Origin of the sequence: Paenibacillus uliginis N3/975, assembly GCF_900177425.1 — a bacterium.
Classification (GTDB): domain Bacteria; phylum Bacillota; class Bacilli; order Paenibacillales; family Paenibacillaceae; genus Paenibacillus_AQ; species Paenibacillus_AQ uliginis.
Map to the genome: position 1 here is coordinate 2,915,089 of NZ_LT840184.1, position 25,510 is coordinate 2,940,598.

A 25,510-nucleotide genomic window follows, 5' to 3' on the forward strand; every position below is an offset into this window, starting at 1 on the left:
GGGGATATTCAGAATATATAACGAAGGGGAAAATGGTGTAGCAGTTTAGCAATAATTCCTACTTAACCCATTTGAATTATGAGTCGCTTTGAAGTTAGGTTTTATAAAAAAAAATTAAAGGTGGTTATTATGAAAAAGCAATGGTATACAGGCTTGTTATGGTTGTGGTTCTTGACGTTTTCGATCATTCTGGCGGGTTGCTCGTCAAGTTCTACCAACACTCAGCCGGAGGCTTCGTCTCCTTCTCCCCAGTCCAACGCCACCAATGAATCGTCTACGAAGCAGGGGACGGAAGACAATTTACTTCAAGAGCCTTTAGCTGCGACGGATTTATCCAAACTCCCGGACAGGGCCAAGCAGCGCAACGATGCGATTATCGTCACCCTGACGAACCCGAGCGGCGCATTCACACCCTATTTCACACAGGTTGGGTATGACGGCAACGTGAACTCCGTACTATACACCCCGCTTGTCCGTGTTGATACGAACGGCTTGCCGGTCACTGGGCTCGCCGAGAAATGGGAAGTTTCCGAAGATAAGCTGACCTATACATTTCATCTTCGCGAAGGTCTGAAATATAGTGACGGATCGCCTATGACGACAGAGGATGTTAAATTTACATGGACCTTACTTCATGATCCGGCATACGACGGTATTAACAGCATCGTGGAAACCAATATCAAAGGCGGGCAAGCATACAAGGAAGGAAAAGCGGATTCCATCGAAGGTATTCGAGTTATCGATGAGCGAACGATTTCCGTGACGCTGGAAGAGACGAATGCGACCGCACTGACTGTGCTGGGTGGCCAGATATTATCCAAAGCCTACTACGGCAAGGATTATAAGTTCGGCAATCTGGATTATATTAAAAACCTGCACGCCAACCCGATCACGAACGGGCCATACAAGCTTGAGAAGTTCATTCCAGGCCAAGAAATACGTTTTGTTGCCAACGAACACTATGTTTTCGGAAAACCGAAGACGGAATACTTCATTTACAAGACGACCGAGGGGGACACATGGCAGTTTATCGAAACGGGGGAAGTGGACTACGGCAGCTTCTCAGCCACCACGGATAATATCGAAAAACTAAAAAATCTCGGTTTCTTGAACCTGGTGCCAAGTACCGCGAGCAATTACGGATACAATCAATTCAATTTGGAAAAAGATCATCTAAAAGACAAGCGCGTCCGTCAAGCCTTGACTTACGGTCTCGACCGCCAACTGATTTATGTTGATTCCAGGCAAGGCGCAGCTACGATCGCCAACATTCCTTCCTCCCCAATTCTGTGGTCCTATACGGAAGAAGACATCAATCCGTATCCGTACGATCCGGAAAAGGCAAAACAACTGTTGGACGAGGCCGGATGGACAATCGGAGCGGAGGGAATTCGTCAGAAGGATGGAAAAAAACTGCAAATCAACTACCTTGGATCGAAGAGCCCGAACACCGATATTTTTATAGCGGTCGCCAAGGAGAACTATAAAGAAATCGGCGTCGATTTTATCCCTGAGCAATTCCCGGATTTCAACACACTCGTAACCAAGGTCGACAGTGGCGATTACGACATGGCCTCGTTCTCTACTACCATTATCAGCGACCCTTCGCAAGGGGTAAGCCGATTTATTAAAGGGGAGACGAAAGGCTACGACAATCCTCGAATTGACGAGCTTTATGCACAAGGATTGGCTATAAGCAACGTTGATGAGCGCAAAGAGATTTACCATGAAATGTTCAAGATTTTAAACGATGAACTGCCGATCATGTTTACCAACTATACTAAATCGGTTATCGCCATCAATGGCCGTATTGACGGTTTCGAATTAAACCCGTTGGCCGGAATCGCTTATAGCTTGCCGGATTGGGAACTTCAATAGGCTGTTTAGGACGGAGAGCCTTTGGCCCGCTCTATTAACTAAGGTATCTCCAGCCTGAGCTCTTCAGGCCGGAGATGCCTGATTAAGGAGAGAACATGAGAACCTATTTGCTCCGAAGATGTTTGTATATGCTCTTGATTTTGATTGGCGCGTCTCTGTTGATTTTTTTTCTGTATTCGTTAACGCCCGGCGATTACGTCGACAACAATTTGAGCTTAAGCGAGGAGCGCAAGGCAGAGCTGAGGGAAATTCACGGGTTGAACAAGCCGATATTCGAACGATACGTGAATTGGATGGCCAATATTTTCAAAGGAGATTTTGGTTATTCCTTGGCTCAGCAGCGTCCGGTCCTCGATCTGTTTCAGGATTACATATGGAACTCTTTTTTGCTTGCCGTAGTCTCGACATTCTTCACCTGGTTTTTTGCCGTTATCGTCGGTGTCCTTACAGCCTACAAGCAGTATTCGCTGTTGGATACGTTTATCATGGTCGGAATATTCGCCGCGATGTCCATTCCTTCGTTCTTCATCGGTTTGTTCCTGATCAAGGTGTTTGCCGTTGATTTGAAAATTCTCCCGCCCGGAGGAATGATTACGACAGGCAGCCGAGCCGAAGGCTGGGATTATATCGTCGAGGTGCTGCATCATATGCTGCTTCCGGTCGCTGTCATGATACTGCTTGGCGTAGGTTCGCTGACTCGTTATTTCCGCAGCAACATGCTGGAAGTCATCCGACAGGATTACGTGCGGACCGCACGTGCCAAAGGATTGAAGGAAAGAACGGTCCTTTACCGCCACGCTTTGAAAAACGCGATGCTTCCTGCGATTACATTGATCGGCTTCGAATTGCCAGGTCTTTTCGGGGGCTCCATTATTATTGAGAAAATTTTCAACTGGCCGGGAATCGGGCAGTTGTACATGCAATCATTTACCGTTCGGGACTACCCGCTCTTAATGGGCTTTACGATGTTTTTAGCCATATTGACGGTCGTCGGTACGCTGATATCCGATATACTCTATCATACTTCCGACCCTCGGGTCAGGCTTTAAAGAAAGGAGGAACTCACGTGTCCATTCCTACGACGGCAGGCCAGGCGGGGAAAGCCAGCCGCCTTTTGGATGCTTCGGATTCGATATGGCGGCAATCGGCTCGCCAGTTGGGCAAAAACAAGCTGGCCGTAGCCGGCTTCGCTTTTATGGTGTTTATGTTTTTGATTTGTTTTATCGGACCATTGTTCTCTCCTTATGCGGATGGCAAGATCAATCCTGCCATGATGCACCAGCCCCCGAGCGCCAAACATTGGTTGGGAACCGATTTGCTCGGCAGGGACGTGCTCACCCGACTTTTGCAAGCCGGCAGAATCTCGCTGACGGTAGGTCTTGCATCCATGGCGCTGTCGATGACCATCGGAACGGTTCTCGGCGTCATCTCTGGCTATTACCGCGGGGTCATGGATCAGATGATCATGCGAATCGCCGATTTGCTGTTTACGATCCCTGGACTCCCCATACTCTTCATTATGGGAGCGCTCATGTCGGATTGGAAAGTTCCGACCGATTATCGGCTCTATCTCGTCATGTTAATGCTTAGTGTAATCGGCTGGCCAGGCGTTGCGCGTCTTGTCCGAAGCCAGATACTAACGTTAAGGGAGAGGGAGTATATACACGCTGCCGACGTGCTTGGCCTTAGCGATAGACGGAAGTTGTTTCGTCATTTGCTGCCCAATGTATTCCCGCTTCTGATTGTTATTGCCACGTTAAGCATTGGAGGGGCGATCTTGTCGGAATCCGCGCTCAGCTTCTTTGGGCTGGGGGTCATGCCTCCAACTCCGACCTGGGGAAATATGATTGATGCAGCCAACAATGTGATCGATTTCGAGAAGCGTCCCTGGCTGTGGATCCCTCCCGGACTGGCCATCTTTTTGACGGTCATTGCCATCAATATTTTCGGCGACGGATTGCGCGACGTTCTCGATCCAAAACAGAATACAAGCAGGTGAACGGAAGATGAATCCATTAATCGAGGTCAACAACTTAAGTACCTATTTTGAATCGGGGGCAGGCACGGTAAAAGCGGTAGACGATATCACCTTTCGAATCCATGAAGGGGAGACGGTGTGCATCGTGGGCGAATCCGGATGCGGTAAGAGCATAACGGCGATGTCGATCATGGGGTTGGTCGAAGGACCTCACGGGAAAGTCGTAAGCGGTCAAATCCGGTTCGGGGATAAGGATCTTCTGAAGATCAGCAAAGAAGAGATGCGGCGCATCCGCGGCAACGACATCTCTATTATCTTTCAGGAACCGATGTCCTCCCTTAACCCGGTCATCACCATCGGCAGGCAAATCATGGAGCCGCTTATGCTCCATCAAAAACTGAACAAAAAACAAGCCTATGTCCGGGCACTGGAACTAATCGAGTTGGTAGGCATTCCCCGAGCTGAACAAATCGCAGCTTCTTATCCACATCAATTGTCAGGAGGAATGCTACAACGAATCATGATTGCCATGGCGATCTCGTGCGGGCCCAAGCTGCTTATTGCTGACGAACCGACGACCGCTCTGGACGTAACAATCCAGGCCCAGGTGCTGGAAACGCTCCGGCAAAGCAAGGAGCAATCCAATATGTCGATCATGCTGATCACCCACGACCTTGGTGTGGTGGCGGAAATGGCGGACTATGTCATCGTCATGTACGCCGGAAAAATCGTCGAGGAAGGGGACGTCGAGGAGCTTTTTGAGCGGCCGAAACATCCTTATACACGCGGACTGCTTAAATCCAAGCCGGTTATCGGTCAGCGGACGGAACAGTTATACTCGATTCCGGGACAAGTCCCAAGTCCGTTTGAGCTGTCCGAATCCTGCTATTTCCACGATCGCTGCGAAAAATGCATACCTATCTGCCGAACCCGGCAGCCACAGCTAAAGGAAGTAGAATCTGGTCATCGAGCAGCCTGTTGGTTGTATGAAGAGGAGGCGGAAGCATGAGTGAAGCATTGCTTGAGGTACGCCATTTAAAAAAATACTTTCCGATCACCGCGGGACTGCTAAACCGTACCGTCGGATACGTCAAAGCGGTCGACGATATCAGCTTGACGATACAATCGGGAGAAACGTTCGGACTTGTTGGCGAATCCGGCAGCGGAAAAAGCACTGTTGGGCGCACGATTTTGCGACTGCATGAGAAAACCAGCGGGGAAGTGCTCTTTAAGGGGATTCCCTTTCATGAGCTGCCCAAACCGGAAGTCCGTAAGCTAAGGCCCAAGATGCAGCTTATTTTCCAGGACCCTTACAGTTCGCTTAACCCTCGCATCCGTATTGGAGACGCGATAGGAGAATCTTTACTGGAGCACCGTTTTGCGCCGCAGGAAGAGATTCGCGACCGGGTACTCGATGTGCTGGAGGCGTGCGGTCTTTCCTCCTATCATTATAACCGGTTCCCTCACGAGTTCTCCGGAGGACAACGGCAGCGGATCGGCATCGCCCGGGCTTTGGTGCTCAACCCTGATTTTATTATCGCCGACGAGCCGGTTTCCGCGCTGGATGTCTCGATTCAGTCCCAGATTATTAATTTGTTCCAGAGGCTTCAGCATACCCGAGGATTGACCTATTTGTTTATTTCCCATGATTTAAGCGTTGTCGAGCATTTGTGTAATCGTATCGGAGTGATGTATCTCGGTTCTATGATGGAAATGGCTTCGCGGGACGAATTGTTTAGCCAGCCGCTTCATCCCTACACAAAAGCGCTGCTATCGGCAATACCTATTCCGGTACCGAGGCTGAAGCGGGAGAGAATTGTGCTCAAAGGCGATATTCCGAGTCCGGCGAATCCGCCTTCAGGATGTAAATTTCATACTCGTTGTCCATATGCCGTAGCACAGTGTAAGGAACAGGTGCCCGAATTCCGTAATATGGGCAACGATCATTATGTTGCCTGCCACCTGGTATAACAGGCCTAAAACTATATAGAATCGATTTTTAGAGATAGAAGGAGTGCAACTAGTTGTCTTATCAATTGGAAATATCGTTCAAGTCTTGTCAACGAGCCAAGTATATATGTGCGAATAACACAATGGGTCTTGCTGAATACGTTAGAAAATTGAATTTTTAAAAACCACCCCTGATCAGAAATGTGAAAGGCTTATAAAGCCGGGAAAACACCAATGGAAATCTTTCTTGAGGGCGGGTTTTGACAGTTCTGTTTAACTCACACAAGCCAAAAGAGAGCTTGAAACCTTGGCGGGCGTCAGCAGGCGGACTGTCTCAGACTAGCAGCGAATTTGGTTTCGCCTTGGGACTCGCTGTTTTAGGCAGTATAAGTACTGCCGTGTATAGAACTCGGATGACCGACTCAATTCCACAAGAAATACCGAATGGAGCATCTCTAATAGCACAGGACAACATCGCAGGAACAACAGAAGTTGCACAAGATATTCCAAATCAATTAGAAAAGGGAGCTCACACGCTGTACGCTGCGGAGCTCCCTTTTATCGGTTATAGCGAGAGTTTCTATGAGCAATCATAAAGCATGACGGACTTGCATACCCTTCGTACACTCAGTTGAACTGTTTTCGTGGTAACGCTTGTCAGGTTGGCAGGTTGAATCCTGTCCTGCTGACACAAGCTGTCCCTCGATTTACACGCAATTTTATTAGCTATTTCCAGCATAATCATATGACTTACGAATGTGTTCTTGCTTTGTTCCATCCGCCTTGGAAGATAGATCTGAAAGGTTTACAATTAGATGGTTATTTATATTTAATCTTTGTTGTCGTATTTTATTATTGGAATTGGGTAAAAAAACAAGCAGAGGAGTCGTTTAACATGACAGAAAAAGAAAAAATGTTAGCTGGCCTGGCATACAAGGCTTTTGGAGAGGAACTGCTGGGGGAAAGACAGCGCGCGAAGGAAATATTGTTTGATTATAATGCGTTGAGGCCAAGTGAAATTGAGAAACGGGACAATCTGTTAAAGCAATTACTGGGTCAAACGGGAACAAACTTTTTCATTGAGCCGCCATTCCGATGTGACTATGGATACAACATTTCAATTGGTGAACAATTTTATTCTAATTATAATTTCACAGTACTGGATTGCAACAGAGTCACGATCGGCGATCACGTCTTTATTGGCCCTAATGTAAGTATTTTTACAGCAGGACATGCTATTGACCCTGAAATGAGAGCCGCTGAAGTGGAGTTTGCGTATCCTATTCATATCGGGAACAGGGTTTGGATTGGTGGAGGAGCCATTATTAATCCGGGGGTCACGATCGGTGACAATAGTATCATTGGCTCCGGCAGTGTGGTCACTAAAGATATACCTGCCAATGTCATTGCAGCCGGGAATCCATGCCGGGTAATTCGAGCAATAACTGAAGAAGATAAAAGACAGTTTGAAAGTACATCGTTGAAGTGAGGCTGAAAAGAACTGTAGTAGAAAATAATTTCCCTACAGTTCTTTTCATATAAAAATTCACAACGCACTAAATTAGCTATTCAGAAATTACGTGCAAAGGATAGCTTCGGCATTACAGTTATACCAATACGAACTGTAAATATTATAAATAGTCTTAAGGACGTTTACGAGGAAAGAGTTCCTCTATACATTAAGTATAGTGATACAACTCTTGATTGCTCAAATAAGGATATAGAACATTGTGTTAGTGAAATTATAGAGAAAATACAAGATTGAATATTCCTCCGTCCAAGAGGAATAATATGTTAAGAATAAATTCAGAGATCATGGTAAAACTGCCTTGCAAGCAATAATTGTTACTGGGGACGGATTGTGGAGAAATCTGCTGAACCATCGAAGAAGTCAAGAAAATCGCAGATAAATATATGAGAAATTGACGCCAACAAAAACGGCTGCTTATCAAAAGCAGCCGTTTTTGTTGGATTTTGAATCGACATTCGATCTGTGGATATACCCATATAAAAGACACTAACATTGACGCACAAATGGATAGTGTGTATATTATATATACACGGTAGATACTCTATTGACGGCAGCGAGGTGATTCAACATGAAAATAATAATATCCAACGCATCGAGCGACCCAATTTACATACAGATCATGAACCAGATTAGGCAGAGTATCCTGAGCGGTGAATTGAATGCAGGAGAGAGCCTGCCTTCCATTAGACAGCTTGCCAAGGATCTGCAAGTTAGTGTTATTACGACTAAGCGTGCCTATGAAGAGTTAGAGAAAGAGGAGCTAATCGACTCTGTTGTAGGTAAAGGTTGTTTCGTATCCGGAGCAAACAAAGATTTTATTCGGGAGCAGCGAATGAAACGACTAGAGGAGAAAATGTTAGAAATCATTCGAGAAAGCAACGAATTAAGCATGAGTCAGCAAGATTTAATCAATCATCTGGCTTTATTATTCGAGGAGGAAGAGACACCATGAATGCGATTGAATTACGAAATTTAACCAAAGTTTTCCAGGAATTTACAGTCGATCATGTATCTTTGGATGTGAAACAAGGCTACATAACCGGACTTATAGGTCCGAATGGCGTTGGTAAAAGCACCTTGATTAAGATGATGCTCGGCATGATCCATCCCGACTCCGGGAGCATCAAAATACTAGGCTGTGATATGCCGAAACAAGAGATTGACATTAAACAGCGCATCGGTATTGTATCAGATGATTGCTTCTATTATGAGCATCTTACGATTCGCGACACGGGAAAGATGATCGCACCTTTTTATAAGAAATGGAACGATAAGAAGTTTAAAAGCTATCTTGAACAATTCGAGTTGTCTCCCAAGAAGAAGGTTAAAGATTTATCCAAGGGGATGAAAGTCAAGTTATCCCTTGCTGTTGCGTTATCGCATGAGGCTGAGCTCCTCATCATGGATGAGCCTACCTCTGGACTTGATCCAGTGTTTAGAAGGGAATTACTCGACCTGCTTGCGGATATGATGCAGGACGAGAGAAATTCAATTATTTTCTCGTCCCATATTACAACAGATTTAGATCGTATTGCTGACTACATAGCTTTCATAAATCGTGGAAAGCTCATTTTCAATGAGGCGAAAGATGAAGTGCTGGAGAGATACGCCATTGTAAAAGGTGACTCACAACTACTCGATTCAGATATTCGAAACAAATTTGTCGGGATTCGTGAGACTGCTGTTGGTTTTGAGGGCTTAATAGACAATAAGCAGGAGGTCGAACAGTTGTTTGGAAATTATGCCGTGTTCGAAAAACCCTCCTTAGAAGAAATCATATATTTCACCACCAAGGGAGGCCGCACTTATGCTTAACTTACTCCGTAAAGACTTCATCGCTTTGAAGAGCTCACTTGGAATGCTTATCTTATGTCTGGCTTTATTCAGTATTTTTTTTATACCAAAACATGATATGTCTATTTTTACTGTGGGTTTCACTGTAGCTCTCGCCGCAGTTAATATGAGTACGATGATAGATGTCAGAAATAATAACCATAATTTTCTAATTACACTGCCGATTAGCCGAAAGCATATTGTTCTTGCCAAATACATAACAGCCATTATTGGTTCGCTTTTTGGAGTCCTTGCTTCCTATGGGATTCACTTGCTCGTTAAACTAGCATTCCCACAGCTTAACAAACCAGACTTTTCGATCACGGGTCTGCTAGTTCCAATAGGAATGATACTTGTTCTTATTTCTATTTATTTGCCGCTTTTTTATACACTTAGTAAAAAAGGAGCTGAAATTATCAATGTTGTGTTTTTGATAAGCCTGATTGTTCTGATGAATCCTGGAGCTATGTTGATGATGATGAGCGAGGAAAGCTTTATCAGTGGTCAAATTTTATTTCTTATTTCAATCGGGATTTTACTGTTACTCATAGCTTCCTATTACTTAACTGTATATCTGTTTACTAGAAAGGACTTGTAGGAGGGCTATTCAAATGACAGACACACAAAAAAAACAAATAAAAAGTTGGATGATTACCCTTGGCGCTTTTCTCCTTATGCATATATACTTTATCGCCGTTGATGGCACATCATGGGTACCGAAGATGAATGATTCGGGCAATTTAGGAAACAGGTTTTTTCAATGGATTTTGCAAGGGGATCTTTTCACGGAATGGATTACTCCTTATAGCTACCCATTTTTTAACTTGGTCACCGTGATTAGCACCGTTGCTGTACTTATAGCAGCAGTATCATACATCTTTTCTAGCATTTTTTCCAAAAATTAAGCGAGAAATCAAAAAAATCGTCATGGAGAGATTAATATATGAAGTGGATACTTTTGGTACTCGTCGGATGGTCAACATTAGTCGTGGGTCTGTTCCTAGGTGCTCTTTCCGGTGATATTGCTGAACAGTTGTTCGGCTTATCAAGAAATTCTCAATCATTCGTTAAGGGTTTAGTAATGAGTGGGCTGGTTGTTCCGGTTATTTTGTATTTGTATCCGCACGTCTATAAGCTAACTGGTGTTAAACCTAAAACACCAGTATATTCCTGGAAAAGACTTCATCACTTTATTACTGGGGTTCTCTTGGCAATTGCACTGGCTTCATTAGGTTTCATAATAGCTAGTTCTCAAGGGTGGATCGTCATTGAACAATGGCATAATCCCGATCAGTGGCTTGCTGCGCTGCTTATCAATGTTATCATTGCTTTTCTATATGAAGCTTTACCAGAGGAATTAGGATTGCGAGGCATGCTGTATGATGTCTTGCGTCATCGATTCGCGGCTTGGCTAGCTGTATTATTTCAAATTATTTTATTTATACTTGTCCCTATTACAGTTACCCAGCTTCAAGTGCTCTTTGGTCTTGCTCCCGGAAACATCATTAACTTGCCTTATATCATATTAATTCTAACCTTTGGAATATGTTTGCAGCTGCTCCGTCTATGGACCGGGAGTCTCTGGGCGTCGATTGGTTTTCACATCGCATACTTAGAAATCTCGAGGTTTGTCATATTTGAACATGGATATGGAGGACAGATCATAACCTACTACGAACCAGTGCCCGGATTCGGCGGGTTATTCACAATCTGTATGATTATTATTGGGGGTATCATTGTATCACTCGTTATACTAGGTGTGAAGCGTTTTATACGGAAAAGTGAAGGGCGACATAAAACTGCTCGATTCAGCTAACTTTGTCGGGATTCGCGGGAGGCCGCACAGTTGTATGGTCAAAGTGATAACTAAAAAGGAGAACTAGTCAAATGATAGATACACAAAAAAAGGGTCGTCCTCGAATAAAAGGTTGGATGATGACCCTTGCTGGGTTGCTTCTTATGCAATTATTCTTTATCGTCTGTGATATGTATTTCTGGTCACCGTACAGAGAATTCAAACCCGGAACATTAATTGGTAAAATTATTAATTCGAAGTTATTTACAGAATGGTTCACTCCATATAACACACCTGAATTTAATGTATTTACGGGATTTTTTGGGGTTACATTACTCCCATCTGCTCTCATAGATGCAATAAAAGACATCTTTTCTAGAAAATGAATCCATTTTTGAAGAGGAACGAGCTATTATAATGATAAACTAAATGCCAGGTGAATTATGGATGAAAACTTATTTGTGGAATTGCGACATAAAATTGTCCGATGAACAATTACGGATAGACTCAAAGTGGAAAAAAATTAAATAAGAAAAAGGCTCTAGTTGATTCGTCTCATTGTGAGACAGGGATCAAATCGCCCCCAGTTCCTCCACAAGGCCGGACAAGAGGAGTCACGAGCTTCAATGCATAAAATGCTGCGTAGATCGCGGCTTTTTTTGTTTTAACGATATAAGTTCTAGTCGATCATTCATCAAATGTCAGAGGACAAGAACTTGCATCCTTAGCCGATTAGATGATTGTCTAATGTTATTCAACACCGGCAGCCTATTATACTAACGGTTTTCTCCAAAACCAACCTTATTTCCTCATGTATGTAAAAGTCATAAAATATATATGCTATTATGATAAGCTACTATAACTTAAAATTATACTTGTAATATATGAGCAAAATCAGTTCAATACTTAAATAAAAGATATATCGTTTTTCAGTTAAAAGAAATGAGGACATCGTATGCGTTACCTTTACGAATTTATCGAGCATCAGGATGATATGCCATTCAAGCTGTTTGTCAACAGCGTTAAGCATATTCAATTTCACTGGCATAAAGAGGTGGAAATTCTCTACGTTCTCCAAGGATCTGTTATCATGTACCTTGACCAGAAGCAGTATACTCTGAATCAGGACGATGTCATTGTGGTGAACAGCATGTCGGTCCATAAATTTGAGGGGAGTAGCCATGACAATATATTATTAACACTTCAGTTTGGTCCGGAGTGGCTGTACAATAACGTTTTCATTTCCTGTAATTCAACGACTGAGGCTGAACCGAACGGCTTCCGATTTGACACCATCAAGCACGATCTTGCAAAGATGGTATGGGAGATGAACAAGAAAACACCAGGTTATCGAAGCTACACGCTGGGGAGGCTTCAAACGTTATGCGGACATTTACTGCGATATTTTTCGGAGGGAATAAACTCGGAAGCTGAAGAAGGCAGCAAGAGCTATGACTATAAAAGGCTGAATCGGGTTCTTACCTATATCGATCAAAACTACAAAGAGAAGATTACGCTGCAGACGATGGCGGAACAAGAGCACTTAAGCTTGCATTATTTTTCTCACTTTTTCACGGATAAAATCGGTATTCCTTTCCAAAAATATTTAACGCTGATCCGTTTGGAGAAGGCTCAGTCGGAGCTCTCGGGAAGTGAAAAGAGCATCACTGAAATTGCGATGGATTGCGGTTTTGCTAACGTAAAGTTATTCAATAAGTATTTCAAGGAAAAGTACGGCTGTACACCAAGCTCGTATCGAGAAGCCACTATGGCACCTAATCAGGATAAGCCTAATCGGAAGCCGCTCACTTACGACGAGTCCTCAAGTGGAGACTATTATGAGTTAGATACGATCAATGCGATGGGGTCGTTATATCGTTACCTGGATCTGAAAACAAATCAAGATCAGGAGGCAGTCAACCCTTTAACACCTATTGTTACGGACCACGAGCAGATACGGATTCAGACAGGCATGTCGTCAAGAGGGTACGATAAGCACTGGAATATTACCACAACCGCAGGCAGGGCAGTTGAAGGACTGCGTGATGACTGGCGTCGTCAGCTTTCTGAACTTGTAGGACGAATCCCATTTAAATATATTCGTTTCCACGGCATCTTTAATGATGAGATGATGGTATATAACGAAGAGGATGACGGCACCCCAGTCTATAACTGGGCTTATGTTGACAAGCTTTATGACTTTCTTCTTGGGCTGGGGATCAGGCCATTTGTGGAGCTCGGTTTTATGCCGACCCTGCTCAGCCGTTCCAACGAAACCGTATTCTGGTGGAAAGGGAATATTTCCCCTCCAGCCGATAAGGAAAAATGGAAGGCGCTTGTTCGTGAGTTCGTTCGGCATTGCATAAATCGGTACGGGGTTGAGGAAGTAAAGCAATGGTACTTCGAAGTGTGGAACGAGCCGGACTTATCTGGAGTTTGCTGGGCAGGGAGAAAAGAGGAGTACTTTTCTTTTTATGAATCTACAGTCCGAGTGATCAAGTCAATTCTTCCAGAACTAAAAGTAGGAGGCCCTGCTTTAGGTTATGGTTCACTTTGGAACGACACATGGGCTGAAGAGTTTATGGAATACTGCCGGAAGCATCAAGTACCGCTAGATTTCTTTTCCTTTCATATATATTCGGAATATCCTCAGCTTAAAGCTGAGAATCATATTTTAACGAAGATGATGCCGCCTTCTTTTTATAAAGAAAGCATACATCGGCTGCAGCAAAAAATGGAGCTCACCTCTTTCCGTGATTTGGAGCTGCATATTACCGAATGGAACTTTTCGCTCTATGACCGGCATCTGCTGCACGATACCATGTTCATGGCTCCATTCGTCATTTATCATGCGATGAATACGCTGGGAGACGTGAAGGCAATGGCTTTTTGGTGCTTTACTGATGTGTTTGAGGAAAGTATTGTTCCTTCCTCTCCGTTTTATGGAGGTTTTGGTTTGATGAATAGAGATGGACTTAAGAAGCCGAGCTATTACGCTTTTGAGTTTCTTCAGAGACTGGGTGAAGAGTTAATCGTTAAAGGGGACGGTTATGTAGGCACTCAAAAAAGTGACGGGAGCATGCAACTTCTGCTGTATCATTACGTCCATGTGGATCATCTGTTTTCAAGCGGAGACTGGTCGGAGTTGTCCAATCTTAACCGTTACGAAGTGTTCGAAGAGAAAGGCAACAAAGTTTTTCAAATAAACATTTCTCATCTTTCAGGAACCTATAAATGCACAAGTTATCAATTGGATCGAGATCATGGCTCCGTTTTTGACGAGTGGGTTCGCATGGGGGCTCCGGTATTTTTGACGGAGGAGGAGCTTGCGTATCTTCACGGAAGAAGCGGCCCGGTTATCCGGACAGAGATATTACAGGATAAAAGCTGGCAGAAAGAAATTAATCTTCCTCCACATGGTATATTATTACTCACATTGGAGAAACAATTTTAAAGACAATTTTCAAGAACACCACTCTATAATGAGGGGTGTTTTTTGTTATCTATCTTAAGTGGCACAGATGAGCAGGAATAAAAGATGTGAAGTGAACAAAAAACGACCATATGAGCGGCAATTTACAACAAGTAAGCGTTAACAATGAAATTTATACTATAGTTGTGTCCACAAGAGAATTACAGGAGGGAATAAACAGATGAAGCGTTTCATGAAATGGATGACGGAATCTTTTGCACCAAGATTGGAGGCGATTACAAATAATATTTGGATAGCATCGATTCAAGAAGCCATTATGGTTGCGATACCAATGATTTTTATTGGCTCTATTATTACGTTGATTTCTATTTTGCAAGACTTTATTCCTGGAATGCCGGATTTATCACCAATCACAACCTTCAGCTTCGGTCTTCTCGGTTTGTTTATTGTATTTCTAACGCCTTATACCGTCATGGAAAAAAAGGAGCGTCACAAAATCAAGCTGCTCGCGGGAATGACCGGAATATCTTTATTCATCATGCTGCTTAATCCAACAATAAACGAGGACGGTACCATCCAGTTCATTCTTGAGCGTTTCGGTCCTTCGGGTATGGTTACGGCACTGATTGTAGGCGTCTTCGTCGCGGTTATAATGAATGTCTGCACAAAGATTTCTTTCTTTAAAAAAGGTTCTTCCATGCCAGAGTTTATTATGGATTGGTTTGACTTCCTGGTACCGATTGCCTTGATACTGGGCACAGGTTGGGTTCTTGTATATCAGCTTCACTTTGACATTTTTGGACTTATCGTGGGCGTGTTCGAACCTATTAATGCCATGGGGCAAAGCCTGTTTGGTTTTATTCTTTTCAATTTTATTGGGGTTGTGTTGTATTCCTTTGGGGTCAGCCCATGGGTTCTGATGCCAATATGGTATGCCATATGGATTCCAGCGATCGAGGAAAATGCCGCATTGGTGGCTCAGGGCCTGGATCCGGTCAACATTAATACATTTGAAACTTTCTTCTCCGGATGGCTTGGAATCGGAGGGATGGGTGCAACGTTGCCGCTTGTCATCTGGTTCCTGTTTGCCAGATCCAAAAAGCTGAAAGCCATTGGTAAAGCAACTTTAATTCCTTCCTTGTTCAATATTAACGAGCCTGTTGTATACGGGGCGCCAATCGCGTTCAATCCACTTTTGATGGTGCCCATGTGGATTAACGGTCTAATAACACCCATTGTCGTTTATTTGGCTCTTGATATGGGGTTAGCTCAAATTCCAAGTAAAATCTTTCAGCTGTGGTATACACCGATCGGTGTATCGACTTACATTATGTCCGGATTTAACGGACTGATTCTGCTCGCCGTCGTCTTGCTGATTGTGTTTGTCGTATGGTTTCCGTTTTTTAAACTGTATGATGCGCAGGAGCTAAAGAAAGAGCAGGAGTTACATGAAGAAGCTTGACATGAAAGGGTGGAAACAAATGAATGCATCTATTAACGATTTGATAAAGGAAATGACACTTACTGAAAAAGCATCCCTCTGCGCGGGATTAAATATGTGGATGACCAAGGGGATTGAGAGACTCAACATTCCGCCTGTTCATATGTATGACGGAACGAATGGTATTCGCAAAACGAACAGTGACGAAGAAATGGGGATCACCACGGAAAATATTCCTGCCACTTGTTATCCCACAGGATCAGCAATCGGTTCTTCCTGGAACACTGAACTGCTGCATGAAGTCGGGGTCGCACTCGGGAATGAATCAATTGAAATGGGGGTAGAGTTGCTGCTCGGCCCAGGAATCAACATGAAGCGGACTCCGCTTGGAGGAAGGAATTTTGAATATTACTCGGAAGATCCTTGCCTGACAGGTGAACTCGGCGCTGCCTTTATCAAGGGCCTTCAAAGCAAAGGAGTTGGAGCTTCGCTTAAACACTTTGCTTGCAACAATCAGGAATTTGAAAAAATGGTGACTAGTTCGGAGGTGGATGAGCGGACTTTGCGAGAAATATATTTAAGCGCCTTCGAACGGATTATTAAAAAAGCGGATCCCTGGACAATCATGTGCTCCTACAACTTGCTTAATGGAACGTATACAAGTGAAAACGAACATTTATTAAACGATATTTTGAGAAAAGAGTGGGGATACGAAGGGGTAGTGCTATCAGACTGGACGGCCGTCAATGACCGGATCCGTGGGCTTAAAGCTGGACTTGATCTCGAAATGCCGGGACCTGCCTACTATAATACGAATGCTATTATCGAAGCAGTTGAGAGTGGGGTTCTTACTGAAGAGCAGCTTGATAAAAGCGTTGCCCGTATTCTAAAGCTTGTTGAACGTGTAACCGGAAGTGAAGGATCTGCTCCGACTTCTCGTATGGATTATCATACTCTGGCACGAAAAGCTGCAGCGGAAAGCATCGTGCTTCTGAAGAATGAGAACGGTATTCTTCCGATACAGCTTGCATCAACCAAGTCCATTGCGGTTATTGGTCGGTTTGCCAGCAAGCCAAGAATCCAAGGAGCCGGCAGCGCTAAAGTTACGTCTACACGCATCGATATCCCTTTGGAAGAAATGAAGGAGTTGGCGGGAGCTTCCGTTGAGCTGAGCTATGCTGAAGGCTATCTGGAAGATGACTCCATCAATGAGGAGATGATCAAGGAGAGTGCGTCATTGGCCGCAAGATCAGATGTTGCAGTCATATTCGTTGGCCAGCCAGAATACGCCGAATCTGAAATGCGTGACTTAAAGGGAATTGATTTGCCTAAGCAACAGATCCTGCTAATTCAAGCGATTGCAGCCGTTCAACCTAAATGTATTGTGGTGTCAAGCAGCGGTTCAGCCTTGGCGATGCGTCCCTGGGTTCAGCATGTTCCTGGCGTTATTCACTCTTGGCTTTCCGGACAAGGCATGGGCAAAGCGATTGCTGAAATCTTGTTTGGACAGACGAACCCATCCGGCAAACTGTCCGAGACCTTTCCAGTAAAACTTTCAGATAATCCTTCACATATGCGTATTCGTGGGGAGAATGGCAAGTTATATTATCGTGAAGGGCTGTTCGTCGGCTACAGATACTACGATCGAAAAGAACTTGCTCCACAGTTTCCATTTGGCCATGGCTTATCCTACACTTCATTTGCGTATAAGGATATGAAAGTGGCTCAGATGGAGACAGGTGTTACAATCTCTTTCTGGTTGGAGAATATCGGAAATAGGAGCGGGAAGGAGGTAATTCAACTTTACGTGCACGACGAAGAATGCAAATGGACGCGTCCAGAGAAAGAATTGAAGGCATTTGCCAAAATCGAGTTAGCTCCTGGGGAAAAGAAGGAGGTTGTTTTTGAACTTGAAGAGAGAGACTTTGCCTATTACAATACAAAATATAACCGCTGGGTAGCGGAGAGTGGTTACTTCCAAATTGCGCTTGGCAGTTCTTCTCGTGATATCAGAATCACGGAGCGCCTGTACTGTGATTTTGGGAAGGAAGAAATATCATTTCACAAGTTCAGCTTACTCAGCGATTGGATCAGCGACCAAACCGCTAAATCAGTTTTGGAAGAATGCTTGGATGAGATGAACCGGCACGTCATAGACAAGGTTTATCTCAATGAAGAGTTCATCGGATTTTGGGAAGACTTCCCTGTCATTAAGATTTTTCAGATGTTTGGTCAAAGCTGGATGGTTGACCGGTCACCAGATGACATCATTGAAGAACTTATAAGTCGAGTCCATCAGAGACGCTTTGCCAAATGAGAAAAAGTTAATCCGGCTATGAATATAGGATCACATAAGCAGCCGTGGAACGTATATTTCTTGCAGATGAGAATGGCCCGAGCGCCAAAGAGCTAGGCGCAGCATTTTTCATCGATCACCAGTTTTATGACCCTCATGATACAATGCAGATACTGATCTCGTTGTTATCATGGGGGTTTATTATATTGCGGTTTCGAGAATGGAGAGGCTTCATAAGGCGGCCAATAGGACATTCATCGATAATGAGCGTGAAGAACGAAGGAGGGGCTGAAATCATGACAGAGACGTTCGTATCCTCCTATAGAACATGTACAATAAAGTGCCGCACGGTGGTTTACTTTTTGGTTGTCCAAAGTTTTATTTGAAGGACATTCCATACAATGACAAATTTACATATATCGTTGGTCAGAATCCGGACAGGATCACCCAAATTGGTAGCTGGCGCAAGCCGGGTTCTAGGGTGTACCGAGGAAGGCCGGGGCGCGAAATTCAACTGGAATTTAATCTAGATCATCAAGGATGGCGTTTTCATGCATCGTATTTTCTGAAATCGGCCTGGACGGATTCGAATCAAGCGTTCCATACCAATTCAGAAGACCTGGTCTCCAAAATCCATGAGTTGTACCCTGATAAGTGAGTGTTACGTAATTTATATTATGTAAACTAATTATGCTGCTTCGGCGAAGTTTCGCCTGATTTGAGATTCTATTGTTGTAGGACAAGCACATACACGAGCAGCAAGCGTTTTTTTCTTAATTTGTCAGAGGACAAGAAAATAGTCGCTTAAGAAGTCGCCTGTAAGGCGGCTTTTAGTTTTAACGATGGAAGTTCTTGTCCTCGGCTCGGGACAAAAACTTCCATCGTGTCGATTAGATGATTGTCTAATGTTAATCGACCTCGACAGCTTATTAAGCTAACGGGCAGGATAGTTTAATAACATATCGAATTTTTAAGCGTGGAAGGGTATACGAGGCGAGGCGTTGCTTAACTAAACAAACTATTCGTTTACCAATCGAAGAATCTATACAGTCATAGATTAAGTTATAGTACCTATAGAGGCTGATGAAATTTAAACAAAAAGAAAGAGTGGCCTGAATTCGGAGAATGGAACTTTTTTTCGCCGATGGAATTTGTTTTTGAGTATACCGTCAGGTCTGTAAAGACAGAGTAAAATCGAAGGGTGTGGGTGATAAAATGCCTAAGGCTGCAGCAGTAAAACTTCCTGAGACGATGGGAATGCAGGAATATGATCGGAGTGCTTCATTTATTTCAGCAGAAAGACGTATCCAAATCGACCGTTTCATCCGAAAAGAAGATGCAAACCGCTCCTTATTCGGTGAACTCCTAGCCAGGGCAATGATTTGCCGGGACCTCGGCGTGCCGAACCGGGACGTTCATTTTGTTAAAAACAATTATGGAAAACCGCTACTGTTCGGGCATGAAGAGTTTCATTTTAATATTTCTCATTCAGGGTGTTGGGTTGTCATGATCTGGGATCAGAACGCCGTGGGCATCGACATTGAACAGATCCAGGAGATTGATCTTGAGATTGCCAGACGGTTCTTCTCCCCTCTTGAGAATAAGGATCTCATATCCAAGCCGGAGTCGGAACGAAAGGAATATTTCTATGATTTGTGGACACTCAAAGAAAGCTATATCAAAGCGTTGGGTACAGGGTTGTCGACTCCGCTAGATTCTTTCAGTATTCGCATAAAGGATAATGACAAATTCATGCTAGATCCGGATTGGGAGTCATGTCGGTTTACACAGTTTGAGATCGACCCTGAGTACAAGCTGTCTGTCTGCTCACTTGGCAATCATCAGCCGGCATCTATACAAATTCACGATTATAAAGATTTGATTGATAATCTGGCCTGACACGATTCATCAACACTTTCATGTGAACAAATCATTGAAAGAACTTCGCAAATGCACGAGATGATGATGCCGTACATACCTTTAGAACCATGTAAGGTTAGTATCGGACGAATAAAAATGTTTGATAGACTACGGATTATAGCCCGGTACTTGTGACAAATCCGTGGATCATGTTAGTGACAGGCAAACAGTTCACGACTTTTATCAAATATGGAATTTAGTCGATGACAGAGTTTTGAATGTAGCAATAAGTTAAACTTAACGCTATTAAACAGATGTTGCTCAATACACGACTATATATAAAAATCGAGTGTATATCAGAACGTTTACCTGGTAGATGCTCGATTTTTTGCTTCGCGATCTGAGATTGGTCAGAATATCCGACAAACGCATAGAGATCATTGGAAAATATTTTGAGATATCGAGTATATTTCTAAATGATATTGATAAACGAAAGCTAATGTTTTTTACTATGACATTAATCATAACATTTCAACATTTATCAACTTATATCGACAGAAGTGATTTACAAACTAATCCATAGGTCACATTGACTTATTATGATATTTTTTGGTAGATTAAGGCTAATAAACTATAATGTTTCCATTATCCCACTTATCCCATGAATAGGAAATCACCCCCTTCTAGAATCTACTCAACATCATATCCAACCTAGAATAAACTCCTTCTTGCTAGCTAATTCGAACATCAATATACATAGTAGAAAACGTCTCTAATCTTTTTGTTAATCGAATATCGACCTAATAAAGCTCAATCTACCCATTTCCCTTTTCTATTCGATATGGATCTTCTCCATCTATTTTTTTCTATGGATTCTGCAATTGATAATGGTCTATATATTGAGATTCATATTCATTCAATCAATCTATATAGAATCATTGCGAAATCTATCTATCTTGGTATATGGGAGGAATTTCACATGAGCGTAATGACGTCGGTACAAGCGTTGAACGATGTCACTTATCCTTTGATCCATCCTCAGAAGCGCATATGGTATATGGAGCAGATCTTTCCTTGTACGTCCATTGCAAACATTGGAGGCCCTGTTCGAATTAAAGGTACCGTTGATTTTGGTCTGCTGGAGCAAGCCATTCACGCTTTTATTCGCTGTCATGAAGGGCTTCGGATTCAGCTTGCGGAATGCGATGGAGATGCGCTACAAAGGGTCAGAGACTATGAGGAGCAGTCGCTCGATTTTTTTGATTTTTCGGGTGAATCCGATCCGGAAGCGGCCTTTTGGTCGTGGGTGGATGTCGAGGCAAGAAAGCCAATCCCGTTAGTGGGCTCCAGGCTGTACTACTTTGCGATGTTTCGCTTATCGGCCGAAGATAACGGTTATTTGGTGAAGAGCCATCATATCATCTCTGACGGCTGGTCGAATCAGTTGACAACCTCACAGATTGCGGAATTCTATACGAAGCTGCTGCATGGAGAGTCCATCGATACTGCTCCGGAACCGCCATCGTATTTCGAATACGTTCAAGAAGAGAAGACTTATTTGACTTCACCAAGGTTCAGTAAGAGCAAGCAGTATTGGCATAATAAATTTAAAATGATTCCCGAAGGTGTTACCCAGGCATCTGTAAGCAGCACGGAGGGAAGAAGGTATACCTTACAGCTCAATGTAGCACTTTCACAACGTATTCAATCATGGGCAAATGAAGCGGGAATATCATTGAATACGTTCTTTGTGCTTGCTTATTTGATCTACACGTACAAGACGACTCAGCAGCGGGATTTGGTTGTAGGGACTCCTGTATTGAATCGCTCCGGCAAAAAGGAAAAGTCGATGTACGGGATGTTTACCAGTACGATGCCATTCCGTTTTGAGCTTGATCCAGAGGCGACCATCCAGGATACGCTTAGATCGGTTCAAAAAGGGCTGATGGAATGCTACTTCCATCAACGCTATCCGTATGACCTGCTTGCACAAGAGCTGGAACTGAAGAAAAAAGGCTACGATCAGCTGTTTCATACCAGCATCAATTATTATAATACGAAGCTTCAAACAAGCTTGAATGGTATCCCGATTGAAAATGTGGAGTTTTACAATGGTCATCAGCTATACGAGCTTCAGATTGTCATTAAGCATTGGTCCGCCGATGGCGGTTTGACGCTGGATTATGACTATCGATTAGATGTTTATCAAGCTCAGCAGATTGAGGAGTTGTCTCGAAGAATGCTGCTTGTTATCGAGCAGATGCTGGACAAGTCTCAGGCAGCAATTAAAAGTTTAAACCTGCTAACAGCTGCGGAACAGCACCGCGAGCTGTATGACTATAATCAAACGCTCGTGTCTTATCCGAAGGATCAAACCGTCCTGCAGTTCTTTGAGGAGCAGGCAAGACGCAATTCGGAATCTACAGCCATTGTATATGAGCAGGAACAATGGACGTATCGACAGTTAAATGAGCAGGCGAATCGATTAGCACATTTTTTGATCCAAAAGGGTATTGCTCGTGAATCGATCGTTGGACTTTGGATGCAGCATTCGATCGAGGCGGTTGTCGCTATTCTTGGAGTGATGAAGGCAGGTGGTACCTATCTGCCAATTGATCCTGCTTATCCCGAAGAACGGATTCGATATATGCTGGAGGACTCTGGTGCTCAGCTTGTCCTGACCAATTTATCGAACGTCGTTCTCATGGAATATCCGGGCGAGATCATAGCTTATTCTGATCTTTCTCTGGATGGACTCGATTCATCCAACGTTAATCATGTTCATGAGCCTCGCGATCTGGCTTATATAATCTATACTTCAGGCTCAACAGGCCGTCCAAAAGGCGCGATGATTGAGCATAGAGGTCTTACGAATTATATCTGGTGGGCAAAAAAGGTGTACATTCGCGATTCCATTCCGACGTTTCCACTGTATTCATCTCTCGCCTTCGATCTTACCGTAACCTCCATATTTACTCCGCTCATATGCGGGGGACGTATTATCGTTTATCGAGACAACGGAGATGAATTTATTCTATACCGAATTATGCGAGACAGTGCTTCTACCATCGTAAAGCTGACTCCTGCTCATCTTGCATTGCTGAAAGAGCGGGACAATAAACAATCATCCGTAGGACGCTTTATTGTTGGCGGTGAAGATCTGAAGACTAGTCTGGCAAAAGAGATCACCGATTCTTTCGGAGGAGCAATCGAGATCTACAATGAGTATGGCCCAACCGAAACGGTCGTGGGCTGCATGATTCATCTGTACAATCCACTCGAAGACAAGCGTGTATCTGTACCGATCGGCATCCCTGCGGATAATGTCATGCTGTATATTCTGGATCAGGATCAGAATCCCGTTATGCCAGGAGCGATTGGGGAACTGTACATTGCCGGAGATGGTGTCGCTAGAGGATATTTGCATCGTAAAGAGCTGACGCAGGAAAGATTTTTATATAATCCGTTCGTGCCTGGTACTCGAATGTACCGTACAGGGGATCTGGTGAAGCGGCTTGCAGATGGCAAGATTGAATATATCGGTCGTGTGGATCATCAAGTGAAAATACGAGGTTATCGCATTGAGACTGGGGAGATCGAGAAAGCCATCGCCCAGCATGAAGCAATCTCAGACGCAGTCGTTATTGATCGAGAGAATGATCGACTCGGAAAGTATTTATGCGCGTATATTGTAAAGCACGCAAACATTGAAGTGAGCGATCTCAAACAACATTTATCCATTACACTCCCGGCTTATATGGTGCCTGCGGCATTCGTGGAGCTGGACGATATTCCGCTTACGATTAACGGCAAAGTGAATCGAGTGCTTCTTCCTGAGCCGGATTTTACTTTAGTACAGGAAAACGTGCGTGCGGCATCACGAAGTCGTGATGAAGCAGATTTGATTGAGGTTATTAGCGGTGTGTTGCAGCTCGAACGAGTAGGCATTTACGATCACTTTTATGATTTAGGCGGAGATTCGATTAAAGCGATTCAAGTCTCTTCACGGATGAATCGATTTGGTTATTCGCTCAAGGTCAGAGACATATTAGAGAACCCGATCATCGAACGGATGGCGTTAAGGCTGGAACCCGTCAAGTCTGTTAACACCTATCCGCAGGAGCGCTGTGAAGGAAAGGTTGCATCATGGCCGATCATCTCTTGGTTTTTTGAGCAACAGTTTGAGCAACCAGACTACTATCATCAATCTGTATTGCTTGAATTAAAGGCCGATGTTGATGCTGACATCGTGAGAACGATCCTATTGCGATTAGTCGAGCATCATGATGGTTTGCGATTGCAAGTCAATATAAATACACAAGAGCTCGTTTATCATAACCTAGCAGATCGTATGATGCAGTTCCAACCCATTTCCTTAGCAGAGGTCGATGATCATACGCAAATCGTACGCATGGCTGAAATAAGCGAGACCTTTAAGTCCCAGTTTCACCTTCGCGATACGATCTTAATCGGATGTTGTCAATTCGATCTTGGCCGCAACGGAAAGAGACTTCTTATCTCGGCACATCATCTCGTTATAGACGGTGTATCGTGGCGGATTTTACTAGAGGATATGGCTGAATCTTTGAGCAGTTATGCACGAGGGGAAGAGTACCTGCTGCCGTCCAAAACGGCATCACTTCAGATGTGGTCTGATGCATTGTCGAGATATTCCGTTACGGAACAGGAGCAGCAGTATTGGGAGGATCGAGTTGCTGCAATCCGCCCAATACCGACAGATCGCAGCGATGACGCAGCCTTGATGAGCAGCTCTAATACACAGGAGCATGTGTTTACACCAGAGGAAACGGGCAGTCTGCTGTTGGAATGTCACCAAGCATATGGGACGAAGCCTTTAGATTTGCTTATTGCAGCATTAACCCATGCGATATGTGAAAGCTTCCAGCTGAAAGAAACAGTTATCGAGCTGGAATCACACGGACGTGAGCCGCTTGAGGAGCTTGATTTATCTCGTACGATTGGCTGGTTTACAAGCATGTATCCCGTGAAGTTGACACAGCCAGCTAGCGGAGCGGATGCTTCCGCTCTTGCCGCTCTCATCAAAGAGGTGAAAGAGCAGATTCGCTCGGTCCCTACGCAAGGCATCGGATTTGGCATCCTGCATTCGAATTCAAAGCTATCCTTGGATTATGATGCTAGAGCATTAATTCGATTTAATTACTTGGGTGACTTTGACGGTGTCTGGGATAACCCTTGGTTCGCATTAGCCCAAGAGAGTAGCGGCCTCGATACGAGCAGACACCATGAGCTAACTTGCTTACTCGACATTCAAGCGATGATCGTCAATCAATCCTTACGGTTGAGCATCACCTATAGCCGCAATCGCTTCAATGACGAGACGATTGCTAGATTGATAGACACCTATAGAGAAGCACTGATGCTGATCTTGAACCATTGTGCAGGCAATCAAGTGAGGGAATACACCCCATCAGACTTTGAAACCGCAAAGTTGTCTCAGGAGGAGCTCGATAGCTTATTTTTCTAACAACATCTC

At 43.8% G+C, this 25,510-nt stretch carries 19 protein-coding genes and 1 pseudogene; all 20 read left to right on the top strand.

Annotation, left to right across the window (positions count from 1 at the left end; translation table 11 throughout):
* Window positions 1-129 precede the first annotated feature (129 nt).
* On the top strand, window positions 130-1,878 hold the full coding sequence (locus tag B9N86_RS13750) for an ABC transporter substrate-binding protein (RefSeq protein WP_208919776.1): 1,749 nt from the start codon (window positions 130-132) through the stop codon (window positions 1,876-1,878).
* A gap of 95 nt (window positions 1,879-1,973) precedes the next feature.
* A complete protein-coding gene (locus tag B9N86_RS13755; RefSeq protein ID WP_208919777.1) occupies window positions 1,974-2,927 on the top strand; it encodes an ABC transporter permease in 954 nt (317 codons plus the stop codon).
* A gap of 17 nt (window positions 2,928-2,944) precedes the next feature.
* A complete protein-coding gene (gene opp4C / locus B9N86_RS13760; RefSeq protein ID WP_208919778.1) occupies window positions 2,945-3,877 on the top strand; it encodes an oligopeptide ABC transporter permease in 933 nt (310 codons plus the stop codon).
* A 7-nt stretch (window positions 3,878-3,884) separates the two neighbouring features.
* Window positions 3,885-4,865, top strand: a complete 981-nt coding sequence (locus tag B9N86_RS13765) for an ABC transporter ATP-binding protein (RefSeq protein WP_208919779.1) — start codon at window positions 3,885-3,887, stop codon at window positions 4,863-4,865.
* Window positions 4,862-5,827 (top strand): ABC transporter ATP-binding protein, encoded by a 966-nt coding sequence (locus B9N86_RS13770; protein ID WP_208919780.1) that lies wholly within the window; start codon window positions 4,862-4,864, stop codon window positions 5,825-5,827. The genes B9N86_RS13765 and B9N86_RS13770 overlap by 4 nt, the downstream gene beginning before the upstream one ends.
* Window positions 5,828-6,066: 239 nt before the next feature.
* Entirely contained in the window at window positions 6,067-6,402 is a 336-nt protein-coding gene (locus B9N86_RS13775) for a hypothetical protein (protein WP_210190673.1), read from the top strand.
* A 299-nt stretch (window positions 6,403-6,701) separates the two neighbouring features.
* Complete coding sequence (locus tag B9N86_RS13780; RefSeq protein WP_208919782.1) at window positions 6,702-7,295, top strand: sugar O-acetyltransferase; 594 nt, start codon at window positions 6,702-6,704, stop codon at window positions 7,293-7,295.
* Window positions 7,296-7,905: 610 nt separating this feature from the next.
* The gene (locus B9N86_RS13785; protein ID WP_208919783.1) at window positions 7,906-8,289 is read left to right on the top strand and encodes a GntR family transcriptional regulator; all 384 of its coding nucleotides are present in this window, start codon (window positions 7,906-7,908) and stop codon (window positions 8,287-8,289) included.
* A complete protein-coding gene (locus B9N86_RS13790; RefSeq protein ID WP_208919784.1) occupies window positions 8,286-9,152 on the top strand; it encodes an ABC transporter ATP-binding protein in 867 nt (288 codons plus the stop codon). Before B9N86_RS13785 ends, B9N86_RS13790 begins: the two co-directional genes overlap by 4 nt.
* Window positions 9,145-9,768, top strand: coding sequence for an ABC-2 transporter permease (locus B9N86_RS13795; RefSeq protein WP_208919785.1), 624 nt, complete (start codon window positions 9,145-9,147; stop codon window positions 9,766-9,768). The genes B9N86_RS13790 and B9N86_RS13795 overlap by 8 nt, the downstream gene beginning before the upstream one ends.
* 13 nt (window positions 9,769-9,781) lie before the next feature.
* On the top strand, window positions 9,782-10,075 hold the full coding sequence (locus B9N86_RS13800) for a YfzA family protein (protein ID WP_208919786.1): 294 nt from the start codon (window positions 9,782-9,784) through the stop codon (window positions 10,073-10,075).
* Window positions 10,076-10,113: 38 nt separating this feature from the next.
* Window positions 10,114-10,986 (top strand): CPBP family intramembrane glutamic endopeptidase, encoded by an 873-nt coding sequence (locus B9N86_RS13805; RefSeq protein ID WP_208919787.1) that lies wholly within the window; start codon window positions 10,114-10,116, stop codon window positions 10,984-10,986.
* A 71-nt stretch (window positions 10,987-11,057) separates the two neighbouring features.
* Entirely contained in the window at window positions 11,058-11,351 is a 294-nt protein-coding gene (locus tag B9N86_RS13810; RefSeq protein WP_244563080.1) for a YfzA family protein, read from the top strand.
* 569 nt (window positions 11,352-11,920) lie between these two features.
* Window positions 11,921-14,419, top strand: coding sequence for a GH39 family glycosyl hydrolase (locus B9N86_RS13815; RefSeq protein WP_208919788.1), 2,499 nt, complete (start codon window positions 11,921-11,923; stop codon window positions 14,417-14,419).
* 199 nt (window positions 14,420-14,618) lie between these two features.
* Window positions 14,619-15,860 carry a PTS sugar transporter subunit IIC gene (locus B9N86_RS13820; protein WP_208919789.1) on the top strand — a complete coding sequence of 414 codons (1,242 nt, stop codon included), beginning with the start codon at window positions 14,619-14,621 and terminating at the stop codon, window positions 15,858-15,860.
* A complete protein-coding gene (locus B9N86_RS13825; RefSeq protein ID WP_244563081.1) occupies window positions 15,847-18,156 on the top strand; it encodes a beta-glucosidase family protein in 2,310 nt (769 codons plus the stop codon). The genes B9N86_RS13820 and B9N86_RS13825 overlap by 14 nt, the downstream gene beginning before the upstream one ends.
* A gap of 38 nt (window positions 18,157-18,194) precedes the next feature.
* Window positions 18,195-18,278 (top strand): annotated as a pseudogene (locus B9N86_RS30300) (gluconate 2-dehydrogenase subunit 3 family protein); the annotation flags it as partial.
* 185 nt (window positions 18,279-18,463) lie between these two features.
* Window positions 18,464-18,793, top strand: a complete 330-nt coding sequence (locus B9N86_RS13830) for a hypothetical protein (RefSeq protein WP_244563082.1) — start codon at window positions 18,464-18,466, stop codon at window positions 18,791-18,793.
* Between the two features lie 557 nt (window positions 18,794-19,350).
* Window positions 19,351-20,034, top strand: coding sequence for a 4'-phosphopantetheinyl transferase family protein (locus B9N86_RS13835; RefSeq protein WP_210190674.1), 684 nt, complete (start codon window positions 19,351-19,353; stop codon window positions 20,032-20,034).
* Between the two features lie 940 nt (window positions 20,035-20,974).
* Window positions 20,975-25,501 (top strand): non-ribosomal peptide synthetase, encoded by a 4,527-nt coding sequence (locus B9N86_RS13840; protein WP_210190675.1) that lies wholly within the window; start codon window positions 20,975-20,977, stop codon window positions 25,499-25,501.
* The last annotated feature ends 9 nt before the right edge of the window (window positions 25,502-25,510 follow it).